The organism is Nocardioides daejeonensis, from assembly GCF_003194585.1.
Classification (GTDB): domain Bacteria; phylum Actinomycetota; class Actinomycetes; order Propionibacteriales; family Nocardioidaceae; genus Nocardioides; species Nocardioides daejeonensis.
The window spans coordinates 148,894-162,398 of the sequence record NZ_QHKZ01000004.1 but is presented as its reverse complement, the minus strand read 5'-3'; the positions used below and the strand labels follow the sequence as shown (position 1 = coordinate 162,398).

General features: G+C 70.1%; 13 protein-coding genes. 3 read left to right on the top strand and 10 right to left on the bottom strand.

The genetic code is table 11. The features are described 5' to 3' along the window. Positions 1–13: 13 nt before the first annotated feature. A complete protein-coding gene (locus DNK54_RS11905) occupies positions 14–1,594 on the bottom strand; it encodes a sulfatase family protein (protein ID WP_110207199.1) in 1,581 nt (526 codons plus the stop codon). Between the two features lie 97 nt (positions 1,595–1,691). On the opposite strand from DNK54_RS11905, the gene DNK54_RS11900 reads away from it, so the two are divergent. Further along, on the top strand, positions 1,692–3,284 hold the full coding sequence (locus DNK54_RS11900; protein ID WP_162602416.1) for an AMP-binding protein: 1,593 nt from the start codon (positions 1,692–1,694) through the stop codon (positions 3,282–3,284). Between the two features lie 148 nt (positions 3,285–3,432). Here DNK54_RS11900 and DNK54_RS11895 read toward each other — a convergent pair whose 3' ends face one another. From DNK54_RS11895 to rpsF, 7 genes are all read right to left on the bottom strand, one after another. Then, positions 3,433–4,365: a ketopantoate reductase family protein gene (locus DNK54_RS11895; protein ID WP_204164553.1), complete on the bottom strand. Its 933-nt coding sequence runs from the start codon at positions 4,363–4,365 to the stop codon at positions 3,433–3,435. After that, entirely contained in the window at positions 4,362–5,534 is a 1,173-nt protein-coding gene (locus tag DNK54_RS11890) for an enolase C-terminal domain-like protein (protein WP_110207196.1), read from the bottom strand. The genes DNK54_RS11895 and DNK54_RS11890 overlap by 4 nt, the downstream gene beginning before the upstream one ends. Before the next feature lie 77 nt (positions 5,535–5,611). Next, positions 5,612–6,337: a GntR family transcriptional regulator gene (locus DNK54_RS11885; RefSeq protein WP_110207195.1), complete on the bottom strand. Its 726-nt coding sequence runs from the start codon at positions 6,335–6,337 to the stop codon at positions 5,612–5,614. Positions 6,338–6,470: 133 nt separating this feature from the next. Then, positions 6,471–6,917: a 50S ribosomal protein L9 gene (gene rplI, locus DNK54_RS11880; protein WP_110207194.1), complete on the bottom strand. Its 447-nt coding sequence runs from the start codon at positions 6,915–6,917 to the stop codon at positions 6,471–6,473. A 23-nt stretch (positions 6,918–6,940) separates the two neighbouring features. Beyond that, positions 6,941–7,177, bottom strand: coding sequence for a 30S ribosomal protein S18 (gene rpsR, locus DNK54_RS11875; protein ID WP_110207193.1), 237 nt, complete (start codon positions 7,175–7,177; stop codon positions 6,941–6,943). 64 nt (positions 7,178–7,241) lie between these two features. After that, on the bottom strand, positions 7,242–7,814 hold the full coding sequence (locus DNK54_RS11870; protein WP_110207192.1) for a single-stranded DNA-binding protein: 573 nt from the start codon (positions 7,812–7,814) through the stop codon (positions 7,242–7,244). A 133-nt stretch (positions 7,815–7,947) separates the two neighbouring features. Then, the gene (gene rpsF, locus DNK54_RS11865) at positions 7,948–8,235 is read right to left on the bottom strand and encodes a 30S ribosomal protein S6 (protein ID WP_110207191.1); all 288 of its coding nucleotides are present in this window, start codon (positions 8,233–8,235) and stop codon (positions 7,948–7,950) included. Positions 8,236–8,424: 189 nt separating this feature from the next. On the opposite strand from rpsF, the gene DNK54_RS11860 reads away from it, so the two are divergent. After that, positions 8,425–9,504: a serine/threonine-protein kinase gene (locus DNK54_RS11860; protein WP_110207190.1), complete on the top strand. Its 1,080-nt coding sequence runs from the start codon at positions 8,425–8,427 to the stop codon at positions 9,502–9,504. A gap of 61 nt (positions 9,505–9,565) precedes the next feature. On the opposite strand, the gene DNK54_RS11855 is transcribed toward DNK54_RS11860, so the two are convergent. Further along, positions 9,566–11,233, bottom strand: coding sequence for an acyl-CoA dehydrogenase family protein (locus tag DNK54_RS11855; RefSeq protein ID WP_110207189.1), 1,668 nt, complete (start codon positions 11,231–11,233; stop codon positions 9,566–9,568). Between the two features lie 57 nt (positions 11,234–11,290). On the opposite strand from DNK54_RS11855, the gene DNK54_RS11850 reads away from it, so the two are divergent. Further along, entirely contained in the window at positions 11,291–12,028 is a 738-nt protein-coding gene (locus DNK54_RS11850) for a PaaX family transcriptional regulator C-terminal domain-containing protein (RefSeq protein WP_110207188.1), read from the top strand. Positions 12,029–12,199: 171 nt separating this feature from the next. Here the strand turns inward: DNK54_RS11850 and DNK54_RS21705 are convergent, their stop codons facing one another. Further along, the gene (locus DNK54_RS21705) at positions 12,200–13,429 is read right to left on the bottom strand and encodes a hypothetical protein (protein ID WP_110207187.1); all 1,230 of its coding nucleotides are present in this window, start codon (positions 13,427–13,429) and stop codon (positions 12,200–12,202) included. Positions 13,430–13,505: the final 76 nt, after the last annotated feature.

Genomic DNA, 13,505 nt, shown 5'->3' with positions numbered 1-13,505 from the left:
TCGTTCTCTCTCCTTAGCCGAAGGTCTCGACCCGAAGCGGGTCGGGGCGACCCTCGGGAAGACTCGCGAACATGTCGTCGATCAGGTCCGAGCGCATCGCTCGGTAGGCAGGGTCGTCCCAGAGGTTGACCTGCTGGAGCGGGTCCTCGATCAGGTTGTAGAGCTCACCCTCGGTGCCGGCGTACCGGATCGGGGCGGGTGGCGTCATCCCGAGCAGGCCGTACATCTCGTTCGGCGGCAGCCCCTCGTCGGGGGCGACATCGCCGAGGTAGGCGGTGCACAGCCAGCCGTCGCGATAGATCGACTGCATCTTGAAGCCGGAGGTGAACTGGCTGTACCACTCGGTCAGCACTCGTTCCCGGCTCCCGTCGTCGGCCGTGGGGAGGAACTCACCCTCCATCCACTCCGGCACCTCGACACCGGCGATCTGGCAGAAGGTGGGCGCGAGGTCGACCTGGCCGACGGGCTGGGTGATCACCGCGGGCGTGTGTCCGGCGCTGGCGGCCGGCAACCACACCAGCGGCAGACGCATCACGGCGTCGACGTGGAAGGGGCCCTTGTAGAGCAGACCGAAGTCACCCTGCAGTTCACCGTGGTCGGTGGTGTAGATGATGTCGGTGTTCTCCCCCCAGCCCCGGCTGCGGACCCGATCGATCACCCGGCCGCACGCCTCGTCGATCAGCTCGTTCTCGATGTGGATGAGGGCGTTGATCTCGCGGAACTGGTCGTCGGTCATCTGCGCCGGCACGAAGTTGACCGGGGCACCGTCGACGTTGGGTACCCGGCCGTCGTACCAGGCCAACCAGTGCTCGGGCTTCTGGCTCAACACCTTGCGGGCGTTCTCGACCGACCTCGGGTGGCCGGCCGGCAGCTCCAGATCGCGCCAGTCGACGCGATGCCGCTCGGAGGCGGGGGGATCCCACGGGTGGTGCGGGTCGGGGAAGCTCATCCAGCAGAACCACGGGTCCTCGCCGGGCAGCGAGTCGAGCCACGCCATCACCGATTCTGCGATCCAGTCGGTGTGGTACAGGTCGCGCGGGATCTCGTTGTACGCCGTCTCGGGCGCGCCGGTCTCCCCGCTGGGGCTGGCGTCGAACATCCGGGCGAAGCCCAGCCGCGATTCCGGTGAGTTGGCCTTGAGCCACCGCGAGTAGTGGTTCATCCCGAAGCCGGTGTGCCCGGCGAAGTTGACGAACTCGAAGCCGCGGTAGGGACCATGCTGTCCCAGCGCGGCCAGCCGGTTCTCCTGCCAGCGCAACTCCCGGTCGTTCATGGGCTCGAAGTGAGCCTTGCCGATCAGTGCCGTGCGGTAGCCGGCCTCGGCCAGCACCGTGGCGATGCTGGGCGCGTCCTCGGGCAGCGGGATGCCGTTGGCCCGGACCCCGTGGGTGCGCGAGTACTGGCCGGTGAGAATGGTCGACCGCGCCGGCATGCAGGTCGTGTTCTGGCAGTGCGCGCGCTCGTAGCGGATGCCCGCCGCCGCCAGCGCATCGACAACCGGGGTACGGGCGACCTGCCCTCCGTTGCACCCGAGTGCGTCGTACCGCTGCTGGTCGGTCGTGATGAACAAGATGTTGCGCCGACGGTCCGCCATGGACATCCTCCTCGAAAACTCCTTCGGTCAACCCCATGGGCGAACCGCATATCTGATGCTAACCTCAGGTTCATATTCTGTGAAGAGGAGCCTGCTCATGCCGTTCTCGGCCCTGACCATCCCCGCAGCCTCGTTGCCGGACCTACTCGGCCAAGCAGCGCACGCCACACCTCATCAGGACTACCTGCGGTTCGCCGAACGGACTCTCACCTACCAGGGCCTGCACACCAGCGCGGCCCGGATCTGCGGCGGGTTCCAGGCCCTGGGGGTGCGCCCCGGGGACCGAGTAGCCCTGCTGGTCGACAACTGCCCGGAGTTCGTCGAGGCCGTCTTCGGGATCTTGAGCCTGGGCGCCGTCGTGGTGCCGATCAACACCGCGAACCGCGGCACGTTCCTGCGCCACCAACTCAACGACTCCGGGTCCGTGTGCATCGTCGTCGCCCCTGAGCACCTCGAACGGGTCCAGGAGATCCGCGAGGAGCTCACCACCGTGACCTCGGTCGTCGTGATCGGCGAAGCCGGCGACACCACCATCGCCTTCGAGGATCTCCGTGCCGGGGAGCCCGTCGCCCGATCCGCGCGGCCGGAGGATCTGGCCTTCATCCTCTATACCTCCGGCACCACAGGGGCCTCCAAGGGCTGCATGCTCAGCCATCGCTACCTGCAACACGCCGGCGCGTCGTTGATCGACAGCATCCAGCGCGAACCACACGAGGTGCAGTTCAGCACCCTTCCGCTCTTCCATATGCACGCTATGACGGCGGGGGTCGTCGCCACGCTGCTGCTCCACGGCACCTCGGTGATCGGAACCCGCTTCTCGCTGAGCCGCTTCTGGGACCAGATCGAGGAGAGCAAGGCGTCGATCTGCTACGTGATCGGCCCGATGGCCACCCTCGTCGCCGAAGGACCCGACAGCCCCGCCGCACAGCGGGCCTACGGCCAACTCCGACTGGTCCGCGGAGCGCCGTTCACTCCGGAGGCCACCCGCGCCTGGCGGGAGCGCTTCGGGGTCGCGGAGGCGCGTGCCGGCGGCTACGGCATGACGGAGGCATCGCCGGTCGTGACCATGCCACGCGGCGTGGAGGCACCGGCAGGCAGTTCCGGCCGGGTCGGCGACGGCTTCGAGATGCGCATCGTCGACTCCTCCGGCGCCGAGGTGCCCCCGGGCGTCCAGGGTGAGATCACCGTGCGTCCACGGGAGCCGCACATCATGTTCGAGGGCTACTGGGGCCGCCCCGAGGCGACCGCTGAGCGTTGGCAGGGCGAGTGGTTCCACACCGGCGATCTCGGCTCGGTCGATGCGGACGGCTGGTTCAGCTTCGGTGACCGGCTCAAGGACTGCCTACGGCGGCGCGGCGAGAACATCTCCAGCGTAGAGATCGAGGACGCCCTGCTGGAGCACCCCGACCTGGCCGAGGTCGCCGTACACGCGGTGCCCTCTCCGCTGACCGAGGACGACCTCAAGGTGACCGCTGTCCTGCGTCCCGGCAGTTCGCTCGTCGCCAGCGAGCTCTGGGAGTTCGCCCGGAGCCGGGTGCCGGACTTCGCCCAGCCGCGCTACATCGAGTTCCGTTCCGAACTGCCCCGCAACACCATCGGCCGGGTGCAGAAGTTCGAACTGCGCAACGACGGTGTCACTGCTACGACCTGGGACGCCGAGACCGCGAAGGTCGTCCCCACCGCTCGCTGAGCCCACCCGTCACTCACACTGAGGAAGCCGCCCCTCCCACGAGGGGCGGCTTCCTCTGTCGAAACGTCGAGAGCTTGCGGTTGAGTGGCCGATCCCAGCGTCGCGCCTGCGCACGATCATGCGCGGGCGCAGTGCCGTACGGCGACGCTCAGCCGAGCTCGACGGCGTGCACCAGCGTGGTCAGCGCGGCGTTGACGGGAGCAGTGCGGTCGACCTTCGCCGCCTCACGCGGAACGGCACCGTTGATCACACCGATCTCGCTGCGGCGGCCGGCCTCCACGTCGAGCAGCGCCGAAGGCTTCGCAGCCGGCATCTGACCGGCGAAGTCACGCACCAATGCGACGGGGTCGGACACCTGGATCCCGATGCCGAGCGCCAGCGCGGTCTCCCAGGCCTCGGTCGCGGCAGCTCGACTGACCCGACCAAGCGTGGCGTGGTCCCGCACCTCGCCGACCGTCAGGCCGCTGACCGCACACGGTCCGCTGTAGGCGACGTTGCAGATCAGCTTCTCCCATTGCATGGCGGCGATGTCGTCGACCGCGAGGGCGTCGAATCCACCCGCGCGCCACGCGGCCGCGACCGCCTCGACCCGATCGGGGGCAAGGCCCGCATGGGCGCCGAAGCGGAGGGCCCGCATGGCGTTGTGATGCACCACGCCGGGGCCGCGGAGCGACGCTCCGAAGCCGCTGGCGATCCCGACGGCCAAGCGGTCCGCACCGACGACATCGGCCACGGCGTCGGCCGAACCGAGTCCGTTCTGGATGGTCAGCACCACCGGATCGTTGGCAAGCAAGGGTGTCAACGTCGCCGCTGCCGAGCCCGCGTCCGACGCTTTGACAGCCACGACGACCAGATCGACATCTGCGGCCGGCGGAGCCTCGAAGGCGCGTACCGGAACCGTCCGGTCGCCGCCGGGGCCGGAGAGTCTCAGGCCATCGGCCGACATCGCGCGGACATGCTCGGCCCACGCGTCGACGACCAGCAGGTCGTGACCCGCCTCGGCCAATCGGGCGGCGTACACCGAGCCCATCGCCCCACAGCCGACGATCGCGATCCGCATGGTCTGCTCCCTCGTCGTCATGCCCGCCCCACCAGCGCCTCGATGTGCGGAGCGAGATCCGCCTTCTGCTCCAGCCCGAAGCCCGGGTCGTCGCTCGGCACGATCAGTCCGCCCTTCACCTCGCACCGATCGCTGTAACCGCCGAAAGGCTGGAACACACCCGGGTAGGCCTCGCAGCCACCGAGTGCCAGGCCCACGACGATATGCAGGTTGATCAGGTGACCGCCGTGCGGCATCGCCGCACGGCGGTCGAAGCCGTGGGCCTGCATGGCGTCGACCATGGCCGCATACTCCGTCAGTCCATAGCTCAGGCCGGCGTCCATCTGGAGGATGTCACGATCGGCGCGCAGGCCGCCGAACTCAAGCAGGTTGACCACGTCCGGGACCGAGAACAGGTTCTCACCGGTGGCCAGCGCCCCGGGGTACTCCGCAGCGAGGTCGGCGGTGCCGCGCAGGTCGAGCGGGTCGACCGGCTCCTCGTACCACCGAAGATCGTGGCCGGCCATCTCCTTGCCGTACTGGACGGCGGTGGCCCGGTCGAAGCGGCCGTTCGCATCCACCGCTACCCGGTGCCCTCCACCAGCCGCCGTGACCGCACCGTCGAGCCGACGCAGGTCCTCGGTGAGCGAGGCGCCGCCGATCTTGATCTTCACCGCCTCGTAGCCGGCGTCCAGGTAGGACCGGATCTCCGCACCGAGTTCGGCGACACCCTCCCCGGCGCGGTAGTAGCCGCCGGCCGCATAGACGGGCACGCCGGCGGCGAGGGGCTCCTGACCGAAGCGTCGGCCGATCGTGGCGTAGGCGGGCTCATCGGCGATCTTGGCCAGCGCGTCCCAGCACGCCAACTCGATCGCACTGGCCGCCGCGGCCCGGTCCCCGTGCCCGCCCGGCTTCTCATCGCGCATGGCGGCAGTGAGCACACGAGCGGGATCCAGCAAGCCGGAGACCGGATCCAGCAGATCCTCCGGCGACGTGCCGAGAACCCGCGGGATCATCCGTTCGCGCATGATGCCGCCTTGGGCGTGTCTGCCGATCGAGTTGAAGGCGACACCGACCACTGGTCGGCCGCTGCGTACGACGTCAGTCACGACCGCGACCAACGACACCCGGTGGTGCTCGAAGCTGACGACCGCGTTGGAGATCGCCCCCGTCAGCGGAACATCGACTTCGCGGATCTCGGTGATGCGCATGCCACTCCTATTGTCCGATCTAATTCTTTGGTACGAACCATATCGGAGGAGAGAAGATCTGTCTGCTCTGACCGCGATTAGCCGGCCGGACGCTCCATGCTCAAGGTGAAGTCGAAGCGGTCCCCGGGGTGGGTCGAGACCGTGGTCAGATGCACGCCTCCGGAGGCACCGAAGTACCGCCGCCGCACCTCCAACGCAGGCGCGCCTTCGGGGGCCGCCAGCAACTCCGCCGAGGATCCGTCCAACGCGCACGCTCTCAGCCGTTGATCGACGCGGGTCGTCAGGATGCCGGTCCGGACCTCGATCAACTCACTGATCAGCGTCGCCGCCTCCGGCAGCGCAGACACCACGCGCGCCGCGATCTCCGGATCTAGGTAGGCGTCGGTCACGCAGAGGGGCGCGCGGCCTGCGGCATCGGCGTACCGCAGCAAGCGCAAGTGCATCACCTGTTGACCGGCACGCAACCCGGTGGAGGTCGCCAGTTCCTCTCCCACCGTCACCTCGGCGCACTCCAGCACCTCGCGGCGCGTCTCCACCGAGTACTGCAGCAGCTCGTTCATCGTGCTCACCGTGCGGGCATAGCCGGTGCGCGGTCGCGTCGCCTCGACGATCGTGCCGACCCGGCGCCGGCGCGAGATCATCCCGGACGCCTCCAACGTGTCCAGCGCGGTCCGCACCGTGGCTCGCGAGACGGCGAACTCCTCGGCCAGATCGATCTCGGTAGGCAACTTCGCCCCGACCGGGTAGCGCCCGGATTCGAACTGCTGCGCCAGCGAGCGGGCGACCTCCTCGTAGCGAGCCATGCACCTCTCCTCTCCGAACAACCCGACAAGTACGAACCATAGGACACAGGCGGCCACTCGGCAGCCACCCGCACCCCGAGAACGACGAAGCCCCGGCCCGCGCGAGGCGGACCGGGGCTTCGGGAGCGTTACGTCAGGCGCTGACGACGGTGAGGGCCACCGTGGCCGACACCTCGTCGTGCAGCTTGACCGAGATCTGGTGGTTGCCCAGAGCCTTGATCGGGTTGCCCAGCACGATGGTGCGCTTGTCGACCTGCTCGCCCGAGGTCTCCGCCAGGGCGGCGGCGACGTCGGCAACGGTCACGCGGCCGAAGAGACGACCGCCCTCGCCCGAGCGGACCGCGAGCTTGACCGGCTTGGCCTCGAGCTTCGCCTTGACCTCGACCGCGTGGTCGTGGTCGCGCAGCGCGCGCGACGCACGCGCGGCCTTGATCGACTCGATGGTCTTCTCGCCGCCGCGGGTCCAACGGATCGCGTCACCACGGGGAATGAGGTAGTTGCGGCCGTAGCCGTCCTTCACCTCGACGACGTCGCCGGCGGCACCGAGGCCGTCGACTTCCTGGGTAAGGATGAGCTTCATCTTCTTCTCTCCCTCTTCCTTACTCAGCGACCGGCGGAGGTGTAGGGCAGCAGAGCGACCTCACGGGCGTTCTTGACAGCCATGGCGACGTCGCGCTGGTGCTGGACGCAGTTGCCGGTCACGCGACGGGCACGGATCTTGCCGCGGTCGGAGATGAACTTGCGGAGCAGCGTGGTGTCCTTGTAGTCGACACCGGTCGCCTTCTCCTTGCAGAACTGGCAAACCTTCTTCTTGGGCTTGCGAATCACTGCCTTGGCCATTGTGGTGCTTCCTTCCTGAAGCCCGGCATGAGCCGGAATGGGTTTGGCTGGTTAGGTTGCTGGATCAGAACGGCGGCTCTTCGGGAGCAACACCCGGCGCGGCCCACGGGTCGTTGGGGGCCTGGCCCCCGCCGCCCTGCGGAGCCGGGGTGGCCCACGGGTCGTTCGCCGGAGCAGCGTTGCCGCCGCCGGAGAAACCACCGCCGCCACCGCCGCCGGAGAACCCTCCGCCGCCGCCACCGCCGGAGTAACCGCCGCCACCGCCACCACCACGGGCGGCACGGGTGACCTTGGCCGTGGCGAACTTGAGGCTCGGGCCGATCTCGTCGACCTCGAGCTCCATCACCGTGCGCTTCTCGCCCTCGCGGGTCTCGTAGGAGCGCGCGGTGAGGCGACCCTGAGCGACGACACGCATGCCACGCTGCAGGGACTCCGCCACGTTCTCGGCGGCCTGACGCCAGATCGAGCAGCGCAGGAACAACGCCTCGCCGTCCTTCCACTCGTTCGTCTGACGATCGAACGTGCGTGGGGTCGACGCGATGGTGAAGTTCGCAACCGCGGCACCCGAGGGGGTGAACCGCAGCTCCGGGTCGCCGGTGAGGTTGCCGACCACGGTGATGACTGTCTCGCCTGCCATGTCAGGTCTCCTTGCTGATCCGTTCGAGTCTTCTCGAGCCCATCGTGCCCTGGACCGTCGACACTAGACGGCGGTGATGCACAGGCCGAGAGACTGATCTTGGCGAGCACCCAGCGGGCGCCGCCGGGTGGTCTCAGGCAGTCGCCCGAAGGACCTTGGTACGCAGGATCGACTCGTTGAGGCTGAGCTGACGGTCGAACTCCTTGACCGTGGCCGGCTCGGCCTGCAGCGAGAGCACCGCATAGATGCCCTCGGGGAACTTGTTGATCTCGTAGGCAAGACGGCGACGTCCCCAGACGTCGACCTTCTCGACGGTGCCACCATCGTTGCGGATAACGGCGAGGTACTTGTCGAGAGACGTCTCGACAACACGCTCGTCGATCTCGGGGCTGAGGATGACCATCACTTCGTAAGCACGCATAGCGGTCTCCACCTCCTCTGGACTCGGCGGCCACGGTCTCTCCGTGGCAGGAGGGCTGTGCGTTGTCTCGGGTGACCCACCATCGGGGTGAGCAGAGCCGAAAGACGCTGAAGCCTACCAGCGGGGCGCCGTACGCCGTGAATCCGGCGAGCGGTTGCCCGGCGCCGTCGTGGGTAGGGTGAGCGCGACATGAACGTGCACTCCTCACACCCGTTGGCCGGTCGTTACGTGCTGGTCGACCAGATCGGCGCCGGCGGCATGGGATCGGTCTGGCGCGCGTGGGATCTGCGCACCAGCACGTTCCTCGCCGCCAAGCTCCTCACCCAGACCGACGGCGGCATGCTGCTCCGCTTCGTACGCGAGCAGTCGGTGCGGATCCAGCACCCGCACGTCGTTGCACCGAGCGGGTGGGCGGCGGAGGACAACGTCGTCATCTTCACCATGGACCTCGTCCGCGGGGGCTCGGTGCACACGCTCCTCGGCGACCACGGCCTGCTGCCGCTCAGCTACACGATGGTGGTGCTCGACCAGACCCTGCAAGCGCTGGCCGCCGTGCACGAGGCCGGCGTCGTCCACCGGGACGTGAAGCCGGCGAACCTGCTCCTGGAGGCGACCGGCACCGGCCGGCCGTACGTGCGCCTGGGCGACTTCGGCGTCGCGGCACTGATGGACGACGTGCGACTCACGATGCATCCGGGCGCGATCGGCACCGAGGGCTACATGGCACCCGAGCAGCGGCTGGGCGCACCGCCGACACCGCAGCAGGATCTCTACGCGCTCGGCATCGTCGGCATCCAGATGCTCACAGGGCTCGGGCCGCGGCAGCAGCAGGGGGTTCCGCCCGGACCGCTCCACGACTGGCTCTCCTGGCTGACCGCCACGGAGCCGGAGAACCGGCCCGTGAGCGCGGTGGCCGCCCTCCAGGCGCTGCGGCAGCTCGGCGTGCCCACCGGCACGCCCTGGCTCCAGGACCCGGAGCCCCCCGAGGTCTTCGACCAGCTCAACGACGTCGCCCCACCCGCCGTACCCAGTGGGGCAGGCTCCGCGCCCGGCTCCGGTGGCAGCGGTCTCACTCACTTCGGCACCCGCCCGCTCTCCGGTACGCCGTCCGGCGGGTCGAACGCACCCGGCCCGTACGCCGCGTCCGGCCCTTCCGGCCAGCCCGTCGCCACTCCGGCACACCGCTCCCCGGCAACGCTCATCGCCGCCCTGCTCTGCTTCCTCGGCGCCATCGGCCTCGCCCTCGCCGCCGTCCTGCTGCTCCTCTGACAAGCCCGGTGGTCGAGCCCGGTGGTCGAGCCCGCTCAGCACCGGCAGCGGCAGGTACCGGTCAGGCGGTGGCGGGGACAGCGCGGTCGAGGATCGCGGTGAGGTCGGTGCCTGCGGGGAGGGTGCCGTAGGAATGACCCCAGTCGCCGCCGAGGCGGGTGGCGCAGAAGACCTCCGCCACGGCGGTCGGGGCGTGGCGGACCAGCAGTGAGCCCTGCAGCGCCACCGCCATCAGCTCGACGAGCCGGCGGGCGCGCAGCTCCAGCTGGTCGGTGTCGGCGAGCTCCGCCCCGAGCCGCGCGACGGCGGCGTCCAGCCGGGGGTCGGCACCGGCCGACAGCGCGAACTCGGCCATCAACGCCTCGACCGATGCGGGCTCACGCCCGAGGGCACGGAGCACGTCGAGGGCGTTGACATTGCCGGAGCCCTCCCAGACGGAGTTGAGCGGTGCCTCGCGGTAGAGCCGCGGCATGCCGGAGTCCTCGACGTAGCCGTTCCCTCCGAAGCACTCCAGCGCCTCGGCGGTGAAGCCCGCGCCCCGCTTGGTCACCCAGAACTTGCCGATCGCGGTCGCGAGCCGACGGAACGCCTGCTCCTGGGCGTCGCCGCGGATGCCGCGGTCAGCAGCCCCCGCCAACCGCAGGGCGAGGGTCGTCGCCGCCTCGGACTCGACCGCCAGATCCGCCACCACGTTGCGCATCAACGGCTGGTCGATCAGCGTCCGCCCGAACGCCGCCCGGTGCCGGACGTGGTGCGCCGCCTCGACGAGCGCCTTGCGCATCATGCCGGCCGAACCGGTCACACAGTCGAGCCGCGTGCAGGTGACCATGTCGATGATCGTCTTGACGCCGCGCCCCTCCTCGCCGACCAACCAGGCGACGGTGCCGTCGAACTCCGGCTCGGAGGAGGCGTTGGAGCGGTTGCCCAGCTTGTCTTTGAGCCGCACGATGCGGAACGAGTTGCGGGTGCCGTCCGGCAGGATCCTCGGCACCAGGAAGCAGGAGAGACCACCCGGCGCCTGCGCGAGCACGAGGAAGAGGTCGCACATCGGTGCCGAGGTGAACCACTTGTGTCCGGTCAGCGTGTAGACGCCGGACTCGGCGGTCGGGGTGGCGACCGTGGAGTTGGTGCGCACGTCGGAGCCGCCCTGCTTCTCGGTCATCCCCATGCCGGCGAGCAGGCCGCGCTTCGTGGTGGGGATCCGCAGGCCCGGGTCGTAGACACGCGAGGTGAGCAGCGGCTCGTACGTCGCGGCGAGCTCCGGGTTGTGGCGCAGCGCCGGCACGACCGCGTAGGTCATCGTGATGGGGCAGCCATGGCCGGCCTCGGTGTGCTGCCAGGCCAGCGAGGTGGCGGTGCGGGCCACGTGAGCGCCGGGGCGCGGATCCGTCCACGCAGCGCCGGCCAGCCCCTCGGCGACCGAGGTGCGCATCAGGTGATGCCACGACGCGTGGAACTCGACCTCGTCGATCCGGTTGCCGTAGCGGTCGACCGTGCGCAGCTCCGGTTCGAACCGGTTCGCATCCTCGCCCCACTGCTGGGCCTCCACCCCACCGGCCAGCAGGCCCACACGGCGCACGTCGGCCTCGGCCCACTCCGCACCTTCGCGGCGCAGGCCCTCCAACAGCGCCGGATCGGCAGCGGCGTCGTACGGCGCGTGCGGGGGCGGCTGGTTGGTGACCTCGTGGGTCGTGTAGCCGGTGGTCTCGCGGGGCAGGGTGGTGTCCATGCACCCGATATTACGTGCTGTTGCCAATTGAAGGAAGACCCGTAATAGAGTGCCGAGGTGACCAGCCTTCGCCTCCGACCGCTCAGCGCCCGATCACTCGTGCTCAGCCTGCTGCTCGGAGCGCATCCGGCGGAGATCCCGGTGCGCACCCTGGTCGCGGTCGCGGAGGAGCACGGCGTCAGCGGCGCGACCCTGCGCGTCGCCCTGAGCAGGATGGTCGGCGCCGGTGACCTGGTCACCCAGGACGCGAGCTACCGGCTCAGCGACCGGCTGCTCGTCCGGCAGGAGCGTCAGGACCGCGAGCTCGATCCGACCACCCGACCCTGGGACGGCGCGTGGCACCAGGTCGTCGTCACCACCGGCGGTCGCGAGGCCGGGCGCCGCCAGGAGCTGCGCCGCGAGCTGCTCGACGCTCGGCTCGCCGAGCTGCGCGAAGGGGTCTGGCTCCGGCCCGACAACCTGACGCGGCCCGGCTGGTCGGCAGCCACTCGAGCCGACACCACGACCTTGCTCTGCCACCCCGAGGAGGACCCGTCGGGGCTCGCCGCTCGACTGTGGCCGCTCGACGCCTGGCAGGCCCAGGCCACCCGCTTGCTGCGAGCTCTCCGCGAGGCGAGCGAGCCGGCGACACGGATCACTGTCGCTGCCGCCGCCGTCCGGCACCTGCGGACCGATCCGCTGCTGCCCGACGAGGTGCTGCCCACCGACTGGGCCGGGCCCGCGCTCCGTGCGGCGTACGCCGACTACCGGGCCGAGCTCGCCGGCCTCCTGGGCAGCAGCGCGGGGAGGAGCTGAGTCAGCAGGTCCGGTGGTCGAGCCTGTCGAGACCCCGAGCCTGTCGAGACCCCGCCCGTCAGCGTCTCGGCCAGAGCAGCAGGACGAGCCCGGCCAGGGTCAGCACGGCAGCAGCGGCCACGAGCGACCAGATCATCGGCCAGTCGCGGACGACCCACACCAGCCACGCGTTCACCGCAGCACTCCCCGCCGCCAACGCCCCAGGAGCAGGGCGCCGGCCAACGCGCACACCGCCGACCCGGTCAGCAGACCGACCGCGGCCGGCCACGGCCGATCCCCCTGCGCCGAGGCGCTGGTGCTGGCCTTCTCCGACACCGCGGCCCGCTCGTCGGCGACCGTCAGCTCCTCCCGCAGGTCGGGCAACGGCGGGGCATCCGCGTACGGCGCCTCGGCCTCCTCGTCGGTGACGACCTTGACCGCCACCTCGAAGGTCGCTCCGGCGGACTCCGCCTCGGGGCCGTCGACCTCCATGTCGAGAGCCACGTAGTAGCGGCCGGGGAAGGCTGCCGCGTTGGCCGGAGCATCTCGGTTCCGCCAGCGGATCGTCGGCGAGACCACTCCTGCCCGCGAGGCGACGCCCGTGAGCACCGACAACGCCGACCGCTCCGGCGCCGCCGTGCCCGACCGCGACGCGGTGGAGTCGGCCCAGGTCGCGGTCATCCCCAACGGATTGATCAGCCGGGGTGTGACCGCCGGGGCCTTCTCGGTGTTGCCGTCAGGCAGGCTCAGCTCGACCTGCACGTGCTGCCCCCAGTCGAGCGGTACGGCGAAGAGCGCGGGGACGCCCGGCGCGACGCTCACGGTGTAACGACCCTCGAGCTCCGGCGCCTCGGCGAAGGTGGCACCGAGCAGCACCGAGCCGACCTCGTCGACGCCCGATCCGTCCCACGCGACCGTCCGCGACGGGCCGGGCAGCTCCTTGCTGGTGGGCGCAGGCTCCTCCCAGACCGCGACCGTGACCGGAGTGTCGGCGTACTGGGCGAACCGGGAAAGTCGGTGGCGCACCCAGAGCTCGTCGCCCGAGCAGGTGCCGGAGGCCGTGCCCCCGGTGCGCAGCCGCACCTGGGCGAGGTACTCGCCGACCGAGTCCGGGCCGGTCCAGGAGCAGTCGTGGTCGGTGTCGTGGAAGGAGAGCCGGTACTCACCGTTGTTGGGGCGCGCGGTGACGACGCTCTCCCCGACCCACACGGTGCTGCCCGGATCGCGCTCCACCCGCAGCCAGCCGTCGCCCGGCAGCGACAGCAGGTGCAGGCCGGGCGTGGCCGTGGCGGCCTCCGCCCGTGCGGCGGCGACCGGGATCGGCTCACCCCCCGCGACCAGCGCCGTGGCGGCCGTGAGCCCGGGCGCCAGGACGAGCGCGGCAGCGCACACGACTCCCGAGACGGCGTACCTGCGGACCATGGAGGACACCTTCCCATGCGGGCTCGACGATCAAACGCGACAGTCGGGTGCGGCGTCGGGAGGCACGGATACGATC